At 43.9% G+C, this 22164-nt stretch carries 16 protein-coding genes; 13 read left to right on the plus strand and 3 right to left on the minus strand.

Going from position 1 to position 22164, the window contains the following annotated elements:
• Window positions 1-180 precede the first annotated feature (180 nt).
• The 7 genes from carB (at window position 181) to Q6344_08840 (ending at window position 10390) form a co-directional block, all read left to right on the plus strand.
• A complete protein-coding gene (carB, locus tag Q6344_08810; GenBank protein WLG12707.1) occupies window positions 181-3450 on the plus strand; it encodes a carbamoyl-phosphate synthase large subunit in 3270 nt (1089 codons plus the stop codon).
• A 395-nt stretch (window positions 3451-3845) separates the two neighbouring features.
• Window positions 3846-4322 (plus strand): transcription elongation factor GreA, encoded by a 477-nt coding sequence (gene greA / locus Q6344_08815; protein WLG12708.1) that lies wholly within the window; start codon window positions 3846-3848, stop codon window positions 4320-4322.
• Window positions 4323-4807: 485 nt separating this feature from the next.
• Window positions 4808-5776: a hypothetical protein gene (locus Q6344_08820; protein ID WLG12709.1), complete on the plus strand. Its 969-nt coding sequence runs from the start codon at window positions 4808-4810 to the stop codon at window positions 5774-5776.
• Window positions 5777-5960: 184 nt separating this feature from the next.
• Window positions 5961-6575, plus strand: a complete 615-nt coding sequence (locus tag Q6344_08825; GenBank protein ID WLG12710.1) for a hypothetical protein — start codon at window positions 5961-5963, stop codon at window positions 6573-6575.
• A gap of 117 nt (window positions 6576-6692) precedes the next feature.
• The gene (locus Q6344_08830) at window positions 6693-7961 is read left to right on the plus strand and encodes a putative DNA modification/repair radical SAM protein (GenBank protein WLG12711.1); all 1269 of its coding nucleotides are present in this window, start codon (window positions 6693-6695) and stop codon (window positions 7959-7961) included.
• 57 nt (window positions 7962-8018) lie between these two features.
• On the plus strand, window positions 8019-8891 hold the full coding sequence (locus Q6344_08835) for a TIGR03915 family putative DNA repair protein (protein ID WLG12712.1): 873 nt from the start codon (window positions 8019-8021) through the stop codon (window positions 8889-8891).
• Between the two features lie 149 nt (window positions 8892-9040).
• The gene (locus tag Q6344_08840; GenBank protein ID WLG12713.1) at window positions 9041-10390 is read left to right on the plus strand and encodes a glycosyltransferase; all 1350 of its coding nucleotides are present in this window, start codon (window positions 9041-9043) and stop codon (window positions 10388-10390) included.
• Between the two features lie 163 nt (window positions 10391-10553).
• Here the strand turns inward: Q6344_08840 and Q6344_08845 are convergent, their stop codons facing one another.
• A complete protein-coding gene (locus Q6344_08845) occupies window positions 10554-11312 on the minus strand; it encodes a cupin domain-containing protein (protein WLG12714.1) in 759 nt (252 codons plus the stop codon).
• The gene (locus Q6344_08850; protein WLG12715.1) at window positions 11287-12027 is read right to left on the minus strand and encodes a gamma-glutamyl-gamma-aminobutyrate hydrolase family protein; all 741 of its coding nucleotides are present in this window, start codon (window positions 12025-12027) and stop codon (window positions 11287-11289) included. The genes Q6344_08845 and Q6344_08850 overlap by 26 nt, the downstream gene beginning before the upstream one ends.
• Before the next feature lie 467 nt (window positions 12028-12494).
• Between Q6344_08850 and Q6344_08855 the strand changes: the two genes are divergently transcribed.
• From Q6344_08855 to Q6344_08880, 6 genes are all read left to right on the plus strand, one after another.
• Window positions 12495-13838 carry a glutamine synthetase family protein gene (locus tag Q6344_08855; protein WLG12716.1) on the plus strand — a complete coding sequence of 448 codons (1344 nt, stop codon included), beginning with the start codon at window positions 12495-12497 and terminating at the stop codon, window positions 13836-13838.
• Window position 13839: 1 nt separating this feature from the next.
• A complete protein-coding gene (locus Q6344_08860) occupies window positions 13840-15201 on the plus strand; it encodes an FAD-binding oxidoreductase (GenBank protein ID WLG12717.1) in 1362 nt (453 codons plus the stop codon).
• A gap of 203 nt (window positions 15202-15404) precedes the next feature.
• Entirely contained in the window at window positions 15405-16898 is a 1494-nt protein-coding gene (locus Q6344_08865; GenBank protein ID WLG12718.1) for a Na+/H+ antiporter NhaC family protein, read from the plus strand.
• A 117-nt stretch (window positions 16899-17015) separates the two neighbouring features.
• Window positions 17016-17888 (plus strand): N-carbamoylputrescine amidase, encoded by an 873-nt coding sequence (gene aguB / locus Q6344_08870; protein ID WLG15188.1) that lies wholly within the window; start codon window positions 17016-17018, stop codon window positions 17886-17888.
• 52 nt (window positions 17889-17940) lie between these two features.
• A complete protein-coding gene (gene aguA, locus Q6344_08875) occupies window positions 17941-19068 on the plus strand; it encodes an agmatine deiminase (protein WLG12719.1) in 1128 nt (375 codons plus the stop codon).
• An 83-nt stretch (window positions 19069-19151) separates the two neighbouring features.
• Window positions 19152-20525 (plus strand): NAD-dependent succinate-semialdehyde dehydrogenase, encoded by a 1374-nt coding sequence (locus tag Q6344_08880; GenBank protein ID WLG12720.1) that lies wholly within the window; start codon window positions 19152-19154, stop codon window positions 20523-20525.
• A 95-nt stretch (window positions 20526-20620) separates the two neighbouring features.
• Here Q6344_08880 and Q6344_08885 read toward each other — a convergent pair whose 3' ends face one another.
• Window positions 20621-22063, minus strand: coding sequence for an APC family permease (locus tag Q6344_08885; protein ID WLG12721.1), 1443 nt, complete (start codon window positions 22061-22063; stop codon window positions 20621-20623).
• Window positions 22064-22164: the final 101 nt, after the last annotated feature.

A 22164-nucleotide genomic window follows, 5' to 3' on the forward strand; every position in this document is an offset into this window, starting at 1 on the left:
TCATTAGCACACAGTAAGTATTCGTTATGCAGCTTAGATCACGCATGATGGTTTAAGCTGAGCCACGCAAAATATCGTTTTATTAAAGTGGTGTTTTATTAAAATATAGCACTGTTCAAATACGATTTTAGCCGAATATAAATCAATTAAAATATCATACTAACGAAGGTAGCCCTAACTATGCCAAAACGTATCGACATAAAAAGCATTCTTATCATAGGCGCAGGTCCTATCGTCATCGGTCAAGCATGTGAGTTTGATTATTCGGGTGCACAGGCCTGTAAAGCACTAAAAGAAGAAGGCTATCGCGTCATCTTGGTCAACTCAAACCCTGCAACTATCATGACTGACCCTACCATGGCGGACGCGACTTATATTGAGCCAATTACTTGGCAGACGGTTGAACAAATCATTGCTAAAGAACGTCCTGACGCGATCTTGCCAACCATGGGTGGTCAGACGGCGCTAAACTGTGCCTTAGAATTAGACAAGCATGGCGTGTTGACCAAGTATAACTGCGAATTAATTGGCGCGACCAAAGACTCAATCGAGATGGCAGAAGATCGCAATTTATTTGATAAAGCCATGAAGCGTATCGGCCTTGAATGCCCGCGCGCTGAAACCGCTGAGACGATGGAAGAAGCATTTGCGACCCAAGAAAAAATGGGCTATCCGTGTATCATTCGTCCGTCGTTCACCATGGGTGGCTCAGGCGGCGGTATCGCTTATAACCGCGATGAATTTATCGAGATTTGCGAACGCGGTTTTGACTTATCGCCAAACCATCAACTGCTCATCGATGAATCATTAATCGGTTGGAAAGAGTATGAGATGGAAGTGGTTCGTGACAAAAATGATAACTGCATCATCATCTGTGCGATTGAGAACTTTGACCCAATGGGTGTGCATACTGGCGACTCAATCACAGTTGCGCCAGCGCAAACTTTGACCGACAAAGAATACCAAATTATGCGTAATGCCTCATTGGCAGTACTGCGTGAAATCGGCGTTGAAACAGGCGGCTCAAACGTTCAGTTCGGTATTAACCCTGATACTGGTCGTATGGTCGTCATCGAGATGAATCCACGTGTGTCACGCTCATCAGCATTGGCGTCAAAAGCCACTGGTTTCCCGATTGCTAAAATCGCAGCAAAATTAGCCATTGGTTATACGCTTGATGAATTGCAAAATGACATTACAGGTGGCAAAACGCCAGCCAGCTTTGAGCCTGCGCTTGATTATGTGGTCACAAAAATTCCACGTTTTAACTTTGAAAAATTCCCACAAGCAGATAGTGTTTTATCAACCCAAATGAAATCGGTTGGTGAAGTCATGGCGATTGGTCGTAACTTCCAAGAATCAATGCAAAAAGCATTACGTGGTATGGAAACTGGCAATGATGGTTTTGATGAGCAAATTGACTTTGCTGCTATCAAAGACGGTAATCTGAGCATTGAAAAGGCACGAAGCGAGATTACCAATCGCTTGACCATTCCAACGCCTGAACGCATTTATTATATTGCCGATGCTTTCCGTATCGGTATGAGCGTCGATGAAGTATTCAACTTAACCAAAATCGATCCATGGTTCTTGGTACAAATCGAAGATATCGTGAAAACTGAAGCAACGGTGAAAGCATTGGGTTTTGGTGGTTTAACTGAGAAGAACTTACGCAGCTTTAAACGTAAAGGTTTATCAGATTTACGTTTAGCAAAACTCCTTGGTGTCTCACAAAAGCAACTACGTAAAAAGCGTTGGGACTTAAACGTCTATCCAGTCTATAAGCGCGTCGATACCTGTGCCGCAGAATTTGCCACCAGCACCGCTTATATGTACTCAACATACGATAGCGAATGTGAAGCAAACCCAACGAATAACAAGAAAATCATGGTCATCGGTGGCGGTCCTAACCGTATCGGTCAAGGTATCGAGTTTGACTATTGCTGTGTACACGCAGCCCTTGCGATGCGCGAAGACGGCTACGAGACCATCATGGTCAACTGTAACCCTGAAACGGTTTCAACCGACTATGACACCTCCGACCGTCTTTACTTTGAACCAATCACGTTAGAGGACGTGTTAGAAATCGTCCGTATCGAAAATCCCGATGGCGTGATTGTACAGTTCGGTGGTCAAACGCCATTGAAACTTGCCCGCGCACTTGAAGCCGCTGGTGTAAAAATTATCGGTACTAGTCCTGATGCGATTGACCGCGCTGAAGATCGCGAACGCTTCCAGCATATGATTCAACAGTTGAATCTTATCCAACCAACTAATGCTTTAGCGACGAGCTTAGAAGATGGTTTGGTCAAAGCAAAAGACGTTGGTTATCCGTTGGTCGTACGCCCGTCTTATGTCCTTGGTGGTCGTGCGATGGAAATCGTCTATAACGAAGATGAGTTAAGACACTACTTGCGTACGGCGGTTCAAGCATCAAACGAAGCGCCCGTATTATTAGACCGCTTCTTAGATGATGCTATTGAAGTCGATGTCGATTGTGTTAGCGACGGTACAGACGTGGTGATTGGCGGTATCATGCAGCATATCGAACAAGCTGGCGTGCATTCTGGTGACTCAGCTTGCTCATTGCCACCTTACTCATTATCAGATGAGCTGTGCGATGTGATGCGCGCGCAAACCGTGGCGATGGCAAAAGAGCTTGGTGTTGTCGGCTTAATGAACGTCCAGTTTGCGGTAAAAGGTGAAACGGTTTATATCTTAGAAGTCAATCCACGTGCGGCGCGTACCGTACCGTTTGTCTCTAAATGTATCGGTACGTCATTAGCACAAATCGCGGCGCGCTGTATGGCTGGCACGTCATTAAAAGACCAAGGCTTTACCACTGAAATTGTTCCTGCATTTTTCGCGGTAAAAGAAGCAGTATTCCCATTTGCTAAGTTCCCTGGTGTTGACCCAATCTTGAGCCCTGAGATGAAATCAACCGGTGAAGTGATGGGCGTTGGTAAAACCTTTGGCGAAGCATTCTACAAAGCGGTTATCGGTAGTAACGAGCGTCTGCCAGGTCTACCTGTTGAGGGCGAAACCAAAACTGTCTTTATCTCGGTACGTGATAGCGATAAAGAACAAGTCGCCCCTATCGCCCGTCAGCTTATCGACTATGGCTTCAAAATCGTTGCCACCACGGGTACGCAAAAAGTACTTAGCGATAACGGTATCGAGTGTAAGCAAATCAATAAAGTTACCGAAGGTCGCCCACATATCGTCGATGCCTTGAAAAATGGTAAAATCGACCTTATTATCAATACCACTGAAGGCAAACAGGCACAAGAGGATTCATTCTCTATCCGCCGTAGCGCCCTGCAAGGTAAAGTGTTTTATGTGACGACTTTAGGGGCGGCAGACGCGGTTTGTAAATCTTATGCCATTGACCTACCGTTTGAGGTCTATAAGCTACAAGATTTGCACGAACAAGCAAAGACTATTGCCTAGCTCTATTGACTTAGCAGCATAATTTCAGTAGATTAAGCATAACGGCAACGCTCGTTTAACAGCGGATGCAAAACTTGTTATCGATTTTTATATAACAGTAGTGCTTTAAAAAAACGTACGGCTTAAAAAAGCAGTACTTTAAAAAAATAAAGTTTTAAAAAGATAGACCTAAAAAGCATAGTGGCTAAACTGCGACTATGCTTTTTATTACGTAAGGTTAAAGTGCCTTGTTTGTCAGTGTATCCATGCTCACAGATAAGCGCGTGTTTAGTTGTTACGCAGTCTAAACCTCATTCTTTTTATATCTTCACATACTCATTGCAACAACACTGACACCATCTCACTATTCACTAAGAGTAGGAGATGGTGTGGTGTTATTGGTTTAAGGAAAAAACATGCAACGTTATCCCATGACTCCGCAAGGACATGCGGCTCTAGAAGCCGAATTAAAACAGTTAAAAAGTATCGACCGTCCACGCATCACTGCTTCTATCGCTGAAGCCCGTGAACACGGCGATTTGAAAGAAAATGCTGAATATCATGCTGCTCGCGAACAGCAAGGTTTTTGTGAAGCGCGTATCCGTGATATCGAAGCCAAACTTGGCGGCGCGCAAGTGATTGATCCTGCAACATTACCAAAAGATGGTCGTGTGATATTCGGCGTGAGCGTCGTTATCGAAAACATGGACACCGGAGAAGAAAAACAATACAAAATCGTTGGTGATGACGAAGCAGACTTTAAAGCTGGCAAAATCTCAGTCAACTCGCCTATCGCGCGTGGTTTAATTGGTAAGTCTGAAGGCGACGAAGCCCGTATTGAAACGCCAAAAGGCGTGGTCGAATACGAAATCATGAAAGTGATTTACGATTAATTTTCCCGATTTGAGAAATATCTGGATAGAAAGCCTTTGATAGGCAATTCTTTGATAAACAAAAAGCTTTTGATGACAGCAGTATTTTAACGCGAACAAGCTAGAAATTTGCTTAGCAAATGAGCGTAGAAAGCAGTACACAACCTCATTATGAATAGAGTAGAAGTTACACAACGCTGCTTTTTTAGTCTGTTTGTTTTAGCGCATAATTGCTCGAGTATAGATGCTGAGCCTTGTGACTATTACAAGTGTCTCATGATAAGCATTAGACATAAGTGCTTAGCAACTGACTAAAATAATGATGGAGAGATAGCGAACGTTGGCTATCATTAGTATCTTTACCCTCGTTATTTGACATGGTTTACATGCTCATTTGACGGGGGTTTTTCTTTTCTAGGTGTTGTTTTCTAAGCGTTATTTTTTACGCTTTGCTTTTTGCTACTACATTAGCGGCTTTATTTACTGTTATTTTAAAGGAATCTATTATGACCATACACATCGATATGCCAGCGTTACTGACTATAGATAAGAAGGCGTTTACCCAGCACAGCCTCATCAAAAAAAGCGTGATAAGCACTGCTATTCCAACAATTTTAGCAGGCGCTTTATTGACGGTATCTACCGCACATGCTGCGCCTGAAATCGCCATCACTTCGTCTGCTGGTAGTAGCACTACCGTCGTTGAGCAGTATTCTGACGGTAAAACTGCGACCATTACGGCGACACCACACGGCATCACCATGCAAGATGGCATGCCTTATGCTGTGACTCAAGTAACTAACGTTCCTCGCTATACGGTTCGCCAAGTCGCCAGTAATGGTGCGAGCAATACAGTCGTCACCCAAGGCAGCACCACGGTTACGAGCGTACCTGTGACCAACCAAGTCACTAATCAAACAAGCAAAGTTGATGTCATAGCTGTGCCGACGACTAGCGTGACGCAAGTATTGCCTGTGACGACGGCTACCCAATTGCCAGTCATCAATACGCCAACGACAACCGTAGTGACGAACCAACCTGCAACGACGCAAATAGTATCTACGTCTTTAGATGCTCTGCAACTGACCCCGACCTTTAGTACGCCTGACGTGGTGAATGCACAAACCAAAGTGATGAAAATATTAAAAAACAAAGATGGTCGTGAAGTGGCTGTACCTGCGAACCATATTGCACCTGGCGACATCATCGAATACCACACCACTTATACCAATACCACGGCACAACCCGTCACTGACATCAATGCCATGGTGTCACTACCAAATGGCGTGCAATTGGTATCATTGAATAGCCCACTACCAACGCTTGCGACAACAGGCGGCGACAGTTATCAGACTATCCAACAAGTGGGCAATACTGTAGTCATCACAGAAAATTACTCTGGACTCAAATGGAACTTGGTAGATCTTCCTGCTAACGCACCGCAAACGGTTGTTATACGTGCGAAGGTTCAGTAAAAATTAAATTTGAAAGTTTAGATTTGAAAGTATTGTTATTTAATAAATCTTAAAATTAATAAAAGGTCTTGCCGGCTAATTTCCTAGTCAGCAAGACCTTTTTGATGAGCGTACCTCATTCCTTAACAACCAACCTTTTGCTATAGTGCTATTAACTCAAAACAAATATCCGGTCATTATTTCCATGTATAAATTTACTCCTCTCTATTCATTGGCTTTTATCATTTATGGCTGTATTTTGAGTTCTATATCTTGGGCTGAAGCTGCCGAACCAAAATTTGATGCTAGCTTTTATATGTCGAAAATTTGTACTGTATATATGAGTAAAGACGGTCATGAATATTGCGATGATGGTTATATCCTTAAAAGCGAAACCTTAAATAATGGCGAAGTAATAGAAACCGTGCTTATGGATGACATGGGTGGCTACGGCTGGAACCATACTTCGCTCAAAAGAATCGATAAAGATACTTATCATGTCTATATCGGCTGTGGTAGTCCGTGCGGCACTAATATACTATTTGGTCGTGGGGATAAAAAACAAAATTTTGACCTATACTTTGACTTTGATACAAAAAGTCAGTGTAGTGTTGAGTATAACAATGACCAAAAGCTCTGGGTTGCCCGTCATTTTTTCTCCGATAAAGAGGTAGCTTTATCTTCAACTCATGGCAATAGTGAATCTGCGATTTATCCCAAGTACGATGCTGAGTTCGATAAAAAAGGACGTCTGATTATCAAAAACCACTTCTCAGAGGAAGTGGTTCAAACCTTGCCTAACCCCTGCTCCTCTCATTAAAAACTTCATAAATCGCACGACAACAGTTGTCGCATTAAATCAATATTTCTTCAATAATTACAGTGACTTACAATCCTATTTGCTAAAATAATAGCTAATAAATGAATTGGTAATCTTATGGCAACCATCAATTATGAACGACTACAAGGCAAGCTCAATATTTTAGCGGATGCTGCTAAATATGATGTTTCTTGCTCATCCTCCGCTGGTACGCGCAAAAACCAAGGCGGTGGGCTTGGCGATGCTTCTGCAACTGGTATTTGTCACAGCTACACTGAAGATGGTCGCTGCGTCAGCTTGTTAAAAATCCTCTTAACCAATCATTGCATATACGACTGCGCGTATTGCACCTCACGCAAAAGCAATGACACGCCGCGTGCTGCTTTTAGTGTCGAAGAAGTCGTTGACTTAACCATGCAGTTTTATCGCCGTAACTATATCGAAGGGCTGTTTCTGAGCTCAGGTATTTTTAAAAGTGGCGATTATACGATGGAGCGACTGGTTGAGGTCGCTAAGATATTGCGGACACGTGAACGCTTTAATGGCTATATCCATTTAAAGACCATTCCCGGTGCATCAAAAGAGCTGCTATTAGAAGCTGGTCTGTATGCTGACCGCTTAAGCGTTAATATCGAGATTCCGACCAAATCAGGTCTAGCACTGCTCGCCCCAGAAAAATCACATGATGAATTAAAAGCACCGATGGAAACGGTTAAAACTGAAATTATTACGATCAAAGAGAGCCGTAAAACCCATAAAAAAGCACCGAAATTTGTGCCAGCAGGTCAAACCAGTCAAATGATTGTTGGCGCGAGTAACGAGACTGACTTGCAAGTGATTCAGCTATCTAGTCATTTTTATAAACAGTATGATCTTAAGCGCGTTTACTACTCTGGCTATGTACCGATGTTGTCAGACAGTCGCCTGCCAGCGATTGGAACGCCAGTGCCGATGATACGTGAAAACCGTCTTTATCAAGCGGACTGGCTGATGCGTTTTTATGGTTTTGGCGCGCATGAAATCGTTGAACCAGACTCGCCATTTCTAGACTTAGACTGCGACCCAAAGCTTGCTTGGGCAATCCGCCATCGTGAGCACTTCCCCATTAATATTCAAACCGCCACTTACGAGATGATTGTGCGTATTCCGGGTATCGGCACCAAAACGGCTAAAAAAATAGTGAAAGCACGCAAATTTAATCAACTGACACTTTATCATTTGAAGAAAATGGGCGCAGCGGTCAATCGTGCTAAGTACTTTATCGCGACGACGGGTAAGAACGAACATTTAGCGCATTTAACGCGTTATAACTTCCGGCAATATGTATTGGCACAGACGCAGACCAAGTATAAAGACCAGCGTAATGGGCAACTGGCTTTGTTTTAAATAGCACTGTTGTAATTAGCATTATTTCAATAATTACTATTTTAAATAGGAGTGTAGATGTCACAACTGCTGCAAAGCCACGACTATACTGTCGGTCACTTAACACCCAACATCGTGCTTTACGAACCAAGTTTTGAGGGTTGGCTGAGTGCGGTATTTTATGTCTATGCCAATAAATTGCAAAATGATGATTCTCTACAGTTAATCGCTCAAGACTGCTATCTACCTTCATTAATCGCACAAGCGACTAGCGTTACTACTGATGAATACAATGCCGAACGCGTACTGACCAAGCTTCATAAGTTATTAGGTCGTTCAGGTATGCGCAATATTCTGTGGGGATTTTTATCCGAAAAAGACAATATCGGCACGACTCTATTTCAAGTGGTCAAATATGCTATCGATTATCCTAGGCGCCCTATTATGGAAGACTTGGGTAATCTCAATGTCTTAGAGCTGGTGCAAACGGTCAAGTCTGTTGGTCGTGAGAAGCATCGTATGGAAGCCTTTGTACGTTTTGAGCATACCACTGACGATATCTATTTTGCGCGAGTAGAGCCTGATTTTAATGTATTGCCGCTGATTGGTGAGCATTTTCGTCAGCGCTACCAAGACCAACACTGGGCGATTTATGATTTATCCCGTGGCTATGGCATTTATTATGACAAGAGCCAAAGCACGCCATCACGACCTGCGACCTTGCAAACTATCACTGATTTAGATGATACCGTGCTGCGCAATCCTGCCAGTATTCATAGCGAGGATGAGCAGCTCTATCAAAAATTTTGGCAAGGTTACTTTACCAACGTCAATATCAAAGAGCGTAAAAACCCACGTTTGCATAAGCAATACTTGCCGCAGCGCTATTGGAAATACTTAAGCGAAAAACAAGTACTTCCCAATGCTGAGCATTTACAGAAACGTCGCTAATGACTTTTATCCTTCGATTCAAGCCTTTATGCGTCTCTCTCTTAGAAACTCGACCATATAACCTTATCTTTTTATCTTGATGGTTGAGTTTTGGCGGCTTTTAACTGACAATAGCCACTTGTTATTATCAACTGGTCACCAATGCCATTATGAAAGTTATGCGCTTATTATCGTCTTTAAAGCATGATGAATCCGAGCGCGGTATTTTTCATCTTGGGCGCGCATTGGTCAAAAATGGCCATACCTCCATCATCGTCTCTAGCGCCGATGAAGATAATGATCTGGTCAAACGCCTAAAGCGTGATGGCAATAACTATCATCAGCTACACATGAATAAAAAGTCTTGGCTGTCGTTACTACAAGTCACGGCGCTGCGGCGTTTAATTGAAGAGTACGATCCTGACGTGATCCATGTGCACTCACGCACACCTGCATGGATACTGCATTTGGCATTGCGCCGCGCCCGTGTCAAGCGGATACCAAAGCTAGTGTCAACCATGTATGGTTTTTATCCAATCAATAAATACTCTCAAGCCTTACTCGATGTCGATACCATCATTACTGTCTCCGATAGTGTGACCAATTATCTAAAAAAAGGCCTGCGCCGAGAAGATGCAGACCCCAAAGTCATCAAACGCATCTACCGTGGTATCGATACGCGCCGCTATCCTTATCGTCATAATCCATCTGTTTATTGGTTACGGCATACTTTTGCTGAATATCCTGAGCTTGAGCATAAAAAATGGCTGGTATTTCCAACCATTATTGGCAACGAATATGGTCAGGAATGGCTGATTGATATTTTGGGCAACTTGCAAGAGCAGTTCCCTAACATCCACGTCATTATCATGGATGATGATTATAGAGATGGTGACGTCGCGCATGAAGATTTCCGCCAACGCACTAATACATTAGGGTTGGCTGATCGAATTACTTATGTAGGTAGCAAACGTAATGACATGCGTGAATGGCTCTCAGCCGCCAATATCGTGATGGCGCTTGCGAATGAACCTGAATCAATCGGCATCAACGCCTTACAAGCGATTCATTTAGGCACGCCCGTTATTGGTTGGGATCAGGCCGCATTTAGTGAGATTTTACAGCCGCTATATCCTCAAGGGCTGGTCAAAAAATACAATGCCAATGCGCTATGTAAAGCAGTGAGAAATCAATTAGAAAGCATCACACGCCCTGAAATGACCAATAAATTCACCATGCGTGAGATGATTGAAGAAACCCTCGCTGTCTACCAAGGTTTATACGACGACTCGCTCGCAGAGGAACAAGCTGCAAGCGATGCCGCTGCTGTCAAAAGAATTAAAAAGACGCTAAAAAAGTCCTCTAAACCCACTAGTAAGAAGCCTGAGTCTGCTTATGTCGCGCTTGCACCAGCCGATAAACAAACTAAAGTAAAGCTTATCAAAGAAAAACCTAAAGCGATGAGTACTTCAAATCCGCTTACTGACTCAGAAACGCTTCAAGATCATAAAGACCTGTAAGCCTACCACTTTGTTACTTAGGCTAATATCTAACAGCTTGCTGGGGCGTGTTTTCAAAATGAATTAGTTCATACAAAAAAACGCGGCTTCTATTTTTAAAAGCCGTGCGGGAAATCACTATGGTTATTTAAACATCAAATTAAATGGCTATTAAAATGCTCACCTAATAAGTCGTCGGGGTGTGCGCACTAACAATGCGAGTCACGCCATCAGTAGGGTTGATAAAAGTATGCGGGCGAATGGTATCAATCACGTAGCTATCACCTTGGTTTAATAAATACGTCGTCTCATCGATACGGATAAGAATCTTGCCTTCAATAACGGTGCCAATCTCTTCACCTTCGTGGGCGATTTTTTCTTCCGTTGAGCTGTTCGGTTGATACACCTCAATCAAAAAACCCAAATTCTTGGTAGTGCTACAGTTATATACCTGTCTTAGTGACACTCTGCTACTCGGTTCGCTCAGCTCCAACAAATCCTTTGGCGTTACCACGACTCTCGCCTTTGGTTCCTTCCATTCATCACTAAAAAACGTGGTCAAATCAGAACCCAATACCGCCAAAATTGCCTTTAGCGTATTCACTGCTGGACTGACTTTATTGCGCTCAATGGAGCTGATAGAAGTATTGGTTAATCCCGACAATTTCGCAAGCTTACGTTGCGAGTAGCCTTTTGCGAGGCGCAGCTGATTGATCTTTTTACCGATATCCTCTTCTGGCGACTCGTCATTTTCGGCTGACATCGCTGTCTCAGAGTCTGTCAGCTCATCTTCATCATCACCACTGATGTCGTCATCTGTATCGATATCAGCCGCCTTATCGCTGGCAACATCAGCGTCAATGCTGTTATTAATATCAATGTCAGTGCTGGCATTGTCTACATTGCCTTCAGTAGTGCTATTCAGTTTGGGGTTTGCTGGCATAGTGAATGAATTCCGTGAATAGAAATTTGGACAAGTCGTCTTGTGCATAATTTAACTCAGGATGCCATTGTACACCAATCATAAATGGATGTTGCAACAAGCTGACGGCTTCGACCAAACCATCAGGCGCTAGAGCCTCAACCAATAAACGCTTGCCTACTTTATGGATTGCTTGTTTATGTAGCGAGTTAACGTGCCATTTTTCACCAAAGGCGGCAAGCCTGCCATTTGCTTGAATAATCACGTCATGAACTGGCTGATACTGCACTTCAAGTGGCTGAGTATTGTCCTCTAAATGTGGCTCACAAAACCCCTCTACTTCCCGCCAATCAGGATGTAGCGTGCCACCAAAATGCACATTCATCTCTTGCAATCCTCGGCAAACTGCCAGTAATGGAGTGCCAGTCTTGTCTGCATAATCCAACAATTTAAAGCTCAGCTCATCACGACCCAAGTCTTGTTTCGCTTCGATATGCGTCGCGCCATAACGCGTTGGTGCCACGTTACTATAACTGCCCGTTAACAAAATCCCATCTGCGATATCCAGTAGCGCCTCAAAGTTTTCGCTATCGGCAGCAGTGTTTGGCAGCAGTATGGGATTGCCACCATAAAAATTCACGGCATCGATATATTTTTGATACACCGCTTGTGCTGGCTGCCCATCAACCATCTTATGACAAGAAACAATAGCAATAATAGGTCTAGAATTTTTCATACCGTCTTCCCTAGTTATAACAAATAGACCTCATAGTCTATATTGCTCAATCCTTTATTTAGCTAAAATTTAACACAGAACCCCATAAAATGTAAACTATAAATTTCAATATTGCCGATATTAATAATAAAATCGAATAAATGCATTAATTTAAGATAATTTTAAATAAAAATTGACAACTATATTTTTCACACATATATTGGAAGTCATCAGCGAGACATTAAACAAGGGTTGATGTTTATATCTCGATGTTAAGGGCTAAGAACAGCGAAATCTAAAGAATTCATATTATTAATAAAATCTGTTTTGAGAAACATAAAGAGACACATAAAGACTGTTTAAATAAGAGGTAATCAATCGCTGTTTTACCAAGCATTGGTCAGAAATATCACTAAAAGACGATGCGCCAGCAGTATCCGTATTGACAATAATCCCAGTAATTCTAAAAATTCATAGGAAGAATAGACATGACGACAACCAATGGAATGGTCGAATCTGCAAACAACACAGAATACGTGTATGTTGCGGCAGGTGATATTAATGGCTTACTTCGTGGTAAGCGCATCCCTTTCAATCAAATGGAAAAAGCAGAAAACGGTGCGATACGACTGCCTTTATCTATCTTAGGCGTTGATATTTGGGGTGCTGATGTCATCGAGTCTTCTCAATGTAATGGCGATATAGATGCCATTGCCCGTCCTACGGGTCGTGCCGCCTATCCACTTCTCAACACTAGTGCGCCTTCATCGCTATTGCCCGTTTGGCTTTATACAGAAAATAACGAGCCTTATTACGGTGATGCCAGACACGTTTTGGATTACATTAGCAAAAAATTCAAAGCGCTTGGTTTGACTCCAGTGATGGCAACTGAGCTGGAATTTTATTTGGTTGACTATACTGAAGGCGAAACCCCAAGACCACCTATCCGCCCCAAAAGCGGGCTAAGACTGAATAAAACCTCAATTTTGAGCATCAATGATCTATTACAATTCGATGAATTTTTAGACGAAGTTTATGCACAGTGCAAAAAGCTCGATATCCCAGTAGATGCCGCTTTGGCAGAGAATGGCTGTGGCCAGTTTGAGATTAATTTATTACACGTAGACGATCCACTAAAAGCCGCTGACGATGCGATTTTGTTCAAACAGGTCGTCAAAGCCGTCGCTGCTCGCCGTAAACTCACCGCGACATTCATGGCAAAGCCTTTTGGTCTGCAGTCGGGTAATGGTTTTCATGTGCATTGCAGCTTATTAGATAAAAACGGCAATAATGTCTTTGATGATGGGTCAGATGAAGGCTCAGATATCTTGCGCCATGCAGTCGCTGGATTGTTAAAGACCATGTCAGATTGCACATTGTTGTTTGCCCCACATGTGAATTCTTATCGCCGCTTTACACCCGGTACGCTAGCGCCAAACAATGTGTCATGGGGTTATGAAAACCGCACGGCGGCAGTACGTATCCCTGGTGGTGACTCAAAAGCGCGCCGTATCGAGCACCGTGTCTCTGGCGCTGACGCCAATCCTTATCTGGTCTGTAGTGCGGTACTGGCAGGTATGCTGTATGGCATCGAGAACAAGCTGGAAGCGCCAGAACCCATTAATAGCATTACTTACGACGAAGCCGAACTTAAGACCTTGCCATTAGACTGGCTGTCCGCCATCCGCAAATTTGAAAGCAGTGATGTGATTGATTCGCTGTTCCCAAGCGAGATGATTGAGCTGTTGATCGCGGTCAAAAAGCAAGAAGCCAAACGCTTTGCTCAGCAAGTGACCAACCTTGAATACCTCACCTATTTACAGGATGTTTGATATGTCAAATAACTCAAATAGCAATGCAGCAACGAACCAAAACTTATCGTCGAATAATACGCGTAATATTCCGCATTATTCAGACAAAGGACAATATCCTGATAGCTATTATGCAGCCAGTCGTAATCCTAAGCCGGATAGACCAACACTAAAGAATGACATCCAAGTGGAAATATGTGTGGTTGGCGGCGGCTATAGCGGTTTATCCACGGCCCTGCATCTCATTGAAACCGACCATGAAGTCGTGGTACTGGAAGGCGCGCAAATTGGTTGGGGCGCATCAGGGCGTAATGGCGGTCAAATTGTCAATGGTCTAAATGCGAGCCTACAAAAAATCAAAAAGTCTTATGGTCAAGAAAATGCAGACTTCGTCGGTCAGCTCGTGACCCGCGGTGGCAAAATTATTCGTCGTTTTGTTAGAGACTACGATATCAGCTGTGATCTCAAAGAAAAAAATATCTTTGCGGCATTAAATAATGGACAGCTAAAAGACTTGCAAGAAACGCATGCACTATGGGAGAGCCATGGTATGCATGATCGAGAAATGCTCGATAAGCGCGGTATCCAAGAGCATATAAAATCAGATGCCTATGTGGGCGGAGTCATCGATCACTCCGGTGGACACTTCCATCCATTGAATCTTGCTCTAGGTGAGGCAGCGGCCATTGAGCAAGGCGGCGGCACCATTTATGAAAACACCTTAGTGGTTGATATTGAGTATACTGACGATGCTATCAAAGTCATCACCGAGTTTGGCACCGTAACTTGTAAGCAAGCGGTGCTATGCGGCAATGCCTATCTCAATAAAGTCATCCCTAAACTGACTGACCGTGTTATGCCGGTATCGACGCAAATTATCGCCACCGAGCCGCTGGGTGATTTAGCAGACCAGTTACTGCCAACCGATGTTTGTGTCGAAGATGTCCGCTACATTTTGGATTACTATCGCCTCTCAGCAGACAAGCGCATGTTATTCGGCGGTGGTACAGTCTACGGTGGTCAAGACCCCGCCGACATCACAGCTAAAATTAGACCAAACATGACTAAGATTTTTCCAGAGTTACGTGACGTCAAAATCGACTATGCGTGGAGTGGGAACTTTGCGTTGTCTTTTTCTCGCGTACCACAAATGGGCAAACTACATGAGCGAGTATATTTCGCCCATGGGTATAGTGGTCATGGCGTGACAGGCTCGCATCTATTTGGACAAATATTAGCCGATGCTATCAATGGTGAAACCAAAGAGTTCGATGCTTTTGCACAAATTCCTTGGATTCCATTCCCAGGTGGTCGAGCGCTGCGAGTCCCTTACTCTGTCATGGGCTCATGGTGGTATGCGCTAAAAGATACCACTGGCATGTAAACACATAAAAGCTTTGAATAATAAACATTGAATAAAGTATTTTTATTTTAAAAGCGGTCGTTACAGTGACCTATCATAGCAACGGATTGTTGTGATGGGGCGCGATAGACAGTTGATTCGCTACTGTCCTACTGTCTGTCGCGCGTCAACCATAGAATAGAGCTTGTTTAAAAAAACAATGAGGTTTTACAGGGAGCGTAAATATGAACATGAAGCTCAATGATGCAGTCGAAGGACAGTATCATAATAAGCGAGTATTTCTCACCGTCATAGTAGCCGTCGTCATCTATCTGGCTTTTGCTTGGCTATCTACCAGCCGTGCCCCAGACCAATCTTGGGGCGCCTTATCTTTACTACCAACATTACTAGTATTAGTCACGGCCATTGTCTCTAGGCGACCATTCGAATCCATGATCGCAGGCTGTGTCGCTGGCCTTGTGATGCTCAATCCTTTTGATTTGGTCTCCCCTTTTGCAGACAACATGTCGATGGTGCTAGGTAATGAGACCATTATTTGGATTGTTCTGGTCTGCGGTCTGATGGGCGGTCTCATTCAACTGCTTGAGATCAGTGGGTGTCTAGATGGCTTTAGTGAATGGCTACAAAAAATCATTAAGTCACGCCGTCAGTCATTATTAGCCACCTTTGCTTTGGGCGTGGTGGTTTTCATTGATGATTATTTAAACTGTCTAGCCGTATCAACCTCCGTCAAAAAACTCACTGACGTCTATAACGTTTCTCGTGAGAAGCTTGCTTATATCGTCGATTCAACTGCCGCACCGATGTGTATTATCGTGCCTATTTCTACTTGGGCGGTCTACTTTGCCGGTCTTTTAGAAGAAAACGGTGTGGCTGGCGATGGCGAAGGTATTGGGCTTTATATCAGCGCGATTCCTTATATGGCATATGCTTGGTTTGCACTTTTGATTGTATTCTTGGTCGCCTATGGCATTTTGGGTGACTGGGGACCGATGAAAAAAGCCGAGGCACGCGCCAAAGCGGGTAATCCTGTTCCTGAAGCCTTTGTCGAAGAGCAACTGATCTCAAACGTCCAAGCCAAGCGTAAGCTGTCGTTCAAAGCCAATATCGCAAACTTTGCTTTCCCAATGATTTTGTTAATTGTCTCGACGGTTTACTTCGAAATCGATCTATTACGCGGTGCATTATTGACCTGTTTTGTGACCGTCGTTGTCTATTGGATGCAAGGCATTTTAAGTTTTGAGACGCAAGTTGAAGCCATCTTTAAAGGCTTTAAAGTCATGCTTTATCCGCTCTCAACCGTCATCGGCGGTTTTTTCTTAAAAGCCATCAATGATGAACTTGGTATGACCTCATATGTGATTGAGGCTATCACGCCTTATATGACGATTATTATTTTCCCTGCCGTCATTTTTGCCGTCATGGCTTTTTTAACTTTTGCCACATCATCAAGCTGGGGGCTGTATGTCCTTGCCATGCCGATTGTCTTTCCAATCTCTATTGCATTAGGCGTTAGCACTCCTCTTATGATTGGCGCATTGTTATCAGCATCATCATTTGGTAGCCATGCTTGCTTCTTTAGTGATTCATCGCTACTTGCCGCGCAAGGTGCTGGCTGCTCCCCCATGCAGCACGCCTTTACCCAGTTCCCCTATGCTATGCTCGGTGCGGGTTTATCCGTCGTCACCTTCTTAGGATTGGGTTATATGATGGCTTAAGCCAACCTTAGCGCTATTATTTTAATCATTGACTAACGGGCAATGAGAGATGGTTCGTTAGTCAATAAAAACAGCCCTTTTATATGGTAGTCACTAATAAATACGATAAGGATTTAGATCATGCGCAATGTTACCGTTGCTACGACTCAAATGGCATGTGGTTGGGATATACAACAAAATATTGCCACTGCTACTGACTTGGTCACCAAAGCCGCCAAAGCGGGTGCCAATATCATTTTGCTACAAGAGTTGTTTGAGACGCCTTACTTCTGCCAAGTTCATGACTTTGATTACTTTAGCCTTGCGACCGCAGTTGAGGATAATGTGGCCATCAATCACTTCAAGCAGTTGGCTAAAGACTTGGATGTAGTATTGCCTATTAGCTTTTATGAAAAATCAGGCAATACCTTTTTTAATAGCGTGACCGTGATTGATGCCGATGGCGAGATACTTGGCACTTATCGTAAAACGCATATACCAGATGGCATTCCTTATGCCGAAAAATTCTACTTTGCCCCCGGCGATACTGGATTCAAGGTTTGGCAAACCAAGTATGCCAAAATCGGTGTCGGTATTTGCTGGGATCAATGGTTTCCTGAGTGTGCTCGTAGCATGGCATTAATGGGTGCAGAAATACTGTTTTATCCGACTGCGATTGGTGATGAGCCAACATTGGACATCGACTCAAAAGGCCATTGGCAACGCTGTATGCAAGGTCATGCTGCTGCTAATCTCATGCCAGTCGTAGCTGCCAATCGTATTGGCACTGAGACGATTACTCAAAACGGAAACGATAGCGTCATGGCATTTTACGGTAGCTCGTTTATCACGGATGGCCGCGGTGAGATCATCCAAGAAGCATCTAAAGATAAAGGAGAGATACTTAGTACGACTTTTGACTTAGATCAACTGGCTATCGAACGTCAGCAATGGGGCGTTTTCCGTGATCGTCGTCCATCGATGTATGGCACGTTGCTGACTCATGGATAAAGTTTGTTAACAAGCAAGCTCACTCGCGCTATCGTCGAATAAGGTGCTCTATATGTCATTATTACCGAACCGATTAATCACTGGCTCAACACCACAGCAAGACGGCTTTTACATGCCAGCAGAATTTGAGACTATACAAAAAATATGGATGGTATGGCCATATCGTGCTGATAACTGGCGACAGCAAGCCGCTCCTGCTCAGAGAGCTTATGCTGATGTCGCATTAGCAATCAACAGATTTTGTGAGGTTGGCGTACTGGTCAATCCTGATAATTATCAATCATGCCGCGATAGTCTACCTGCTGACATCGACGTTATCGCCATGCCTAGCAATGATGCTTGGGCGCGTGATACTGTGCCGACATTTTTAATCAATGAAGCAGGTGAGCTACGCGCTTGTGATTGGACATTCAATGCATGGGGCGGCGACTATGACGGACTATACTCGCCGTGGGATGACGATGATAAGCTGGCTGAACGCTTATGTGACCATCTAGATATCAAACGCTATCGAACGAATGACTTTGTGATGGAAGGCGGTGCATTTCATGTCGATGGTGAAGGCACGGTTCTGACCACACGTATGTGTTTGCTCAGCCCTGGACGTAACCCGCACCTAACCGAAGATCAAATTGAAGACAAGTTAAAAGCCTATCTCAATGTGCAAAAAGTACTGTGGATTGATGACGGTATCGATCCTGACGAAACCACTGGTCATATTGATGATATTGCCTGCTTTGCGCGCCTTGGTGAAGTGGTTTGTTTATACACTGATGATTCTAAGCATCCATTTTATAAAGCAACACAAAAAGCCTATGAGCAGCTCTCAAATATGACCGATGCCAAAGGTCGCCGCCTAAAAGTCCATAAGCTTTGCTGTACCGAGCAACCTGTTACTTTACCTGAACATCATGATATTGAACAATCTGACGATGCCAAGGCGCGTCATACTGGCGATGTTTGTATCGCCTCGTATGCCAATTTTTTAATTTGTAATGAGGCTATCATCGTACCGCAATATGATGATGAAAATGATTCATTAGCCATCGAGCAGCTTGAAAAAGTATTTCCTCAGCATCAGGTAGTGGGAGTACGCACAAAGGAGATTGTCTTTGGCGGTGGTAATATTCACTGTATTACTCAGCAGCAGCCAAAATCATCAATTAAAAGCATTAACTAAAATCATCAATTAAAAACACACGCATAAAAATATATACCCAAATGGATTTTGAACCCAATAATATTTTAAAAAAGGACATAGCTATGAGCGATTATCAAGTTAATAACCCAGCCACTGGCGAAGTAGAAGCCACCTACCCTACGGCAACTGAGCAGGACATCCTGAACGCTATTGCACAAGCCGATACCGCTTATCAAGATTGGCGTCAGGTTTCATTGGATGAGCGCAGTGCCATACTTCATAAAATTGCCGATATCTATCTTGAACGTCAAGACGAGCTGGCTCGCATCGTTGCCAATGAGATGGGCAAGCCCGTTGCACAAGCAAAAGGTGAAATCGGTCTAGTTGCCGATATCTATCGCTATTATGCAGACAACGCTGAGCAGCTACTTGCACCTAGTACCATTGATGTTGACTCAGGGTCAGCTTCAGTAGAAAAACGTCCTGTGGGCGCTCTGTTAGGTATCATGCCGTGGAACTACCCGCACTATCAAGTGGCACGTTTTGTCGCGCCAAACTTTATGGCGGGCAATACCGTTATTCTAAAGCATGCACCGCAATGTCCTAAGACTGCAGAAGCCATCGCTGACATCCTAAAAGATGCCGGCTTACCTGAGGGTGTCTATAACAATGTGTTTGCTACCAATGAGCAAGCGGCAACAATCATCGAAGACAACCGCATACAAGGCGTTTCGCTAACAGGCTCTGAACGCGCCGGTCAAGCGGTTGCTAAAATAGCAGGCGGCGCGCTGAAAAAAGTCGTGCTAGAGCTTGGCGGTTCAGACGCCTTTATCGTTGCAGCTGATGCGGATATCAAACAAGCTATAAAAGGGGCTATTTCTGGTCGTTTTGGCAATACAGGACAAGCGTGTAATGCTGCCAAACGCCTTATCGTCGTCGAATCTGTTTATGATAAATTCGTTGAAGGGTTTACTAATGCCGTCAGTAACATGGCACTCGCTGATCCACTTGATGAAGGTACTTTCATTGGTCCAATGTCTTCAAAGGCAGCCGCAGTTAACTTGCAAGAACAGCTCGATAGCGCCATTCAAGCAGGCGCGACCGTATTGGTCGAAGGCGGCATGATCAAAGACAACCCGGGTGCGTGGTTTAAGCCTGCAGTATTAACAGATGTAACTGAATCCATGGATGTTTATCGAGAGGAGTTATTTGGTCCTGTGGCAGTCGTCTATAAAGCTTGTGATATCGATCATGCCATCAAGATAGCTAATGATGTGCCTTTCGGACTTGGCGCTTCTATCCAAACACAAGATGCTGCGCTAGCTGCTGAGATTGCTGAGCAATTAGAAGTCGGTATGGTCACTATCAATGCGCCTTCTGGTAGCGAAGCCAATACCCCGTTTGGCGGCGTTAAACGCTCAGGATTTGGTCGCGAGCTTGGCACTCTTGGTATTACTGAGTTTTTAAACTATAAGTTGATTCGTGATAAGTCGTAATCGATAGAGTCATTTTTAGAAAAATAAAAAGCCTAACATTGACTGTTAGGCTTTTTTTGTAGGACAATTTTATTAAAAATAACCCATCGAAAAAACTATTGCTTAGGTGGATTGTCTTTTAACCATAATTGATTGACGATTTTTAATTCACGTAGCTCTTCTGCCATAATTGACTCGCTAATACCTGGATACTTCACCCTTGCATAGCCATATAACGCAATGCCTAAGACCGTCCAGCCAAAGAAAATCCACCACTCGATAGGGGTTAGTGCGGATGGCATACCTGGCATATACAGCATGAGTATTCCAAAACTTAGCGCAATCGTGACCATGCCAACGAGCTTACCTGCTGGTATTCTAAATGGGCGTACCATATCAGGCTCGCGGTAGCGGAGTACTAAGAATGAGATAGCGACACAGGTATAAGCAATAACGATACCAAAGCCACCAGCATCTACGATCCACACTAGCATTTTACGACCAAACAAGGGTGCTAGTGTCGCCAAACCACCGATCAATAAAATGGCATTCGACGGCGTCTTATACTTTGGATGTAGCTTGCTTAAAAATGCGGGCAACATACGTGCTTTTGACATGGCATAAAGTAGACGGCTACCACCAATCAAGAAGGCATTCCAACTTGATAAAATACCAAGCACACCGCCAATCACTAACAATATACCTGCCCATTTGCCATGCCAAGCATTGGTCATCGCATCCGCAGTGGCGAGCGTTGAGTTTTCGGCTTGTAAGAGTGGCAAGGTCGTGCCAACGCTCCAAGCGATACCCACATACCACATTACCGCAACGACAATCGATAAAATCAAAAATTTACCAATATTAGGACGAGTCAGATCAATTTCTTCTGCCGCTTGCGGAATAACGTCAAAGCCGACAAACATAAACGGCACCATGACAATAACGGCCATCATACCGCCAATACCACCGATGAATGCAGGTGCTTGTACTGAGTTCGAGCCTTCAGGATTAAACATGACTGCGCCAATGAACAGCAACGTACCCACAAATAAGATGCCCAATACGGCCGTCTTTTGGAACCACGCACTGACTTCCATACCGCGGATATTTAGCCAAGTGACGATGACTGAGCCTAGCATCCCAACGCCCACCCAAGTGGCATAAACATCCCAACCAGCGATGGTCCAGAGATACCCTTGATTGTAATTGGGGATAAAATACTCTACGACTGTCGGCAAGGCAACCGCCTCAAACGCGACCACCGAAAAATACCCAAATAGAATACTCCATGAGCAGATAAAGGAGACATTTACCCCCAGTGCTCTATGCGTATAGGTATGCTCACCGCCCGTAATCGGCATCGATGCGGCAAGCTCGGCATAAGTCACACCAATCAGTATCACTGCCAAACCGCCTATCAAGAACGCCAGCATTGCGCCCCACGTCCCCGCAGATAAAATCCAACCACCAGCCAAGACTACCCAGCCCCAACCAACCATAGCACCGAATGCTAAGGCGATAATATCTAGCGTCCCTAACGATTTTTTTAATTCAGACATAACCTGCTCCTTGTCTGTGTGTCATCCGTGTTAACCCTTGACGGTCACACTATCTTTTGTTTAGTGGGATAGTACCCATCATAATTATCATATATACCTTT

Source organism: Psychrobacter cibarius (assembly GCA_030686115.1).
Lineage (GTDB): Bacteria > Pseudomonadota > Gammaproteobacteria > Pseudomonadales > Moraxellaceae > Psychrobacter > Psychrobacter cibarius_C.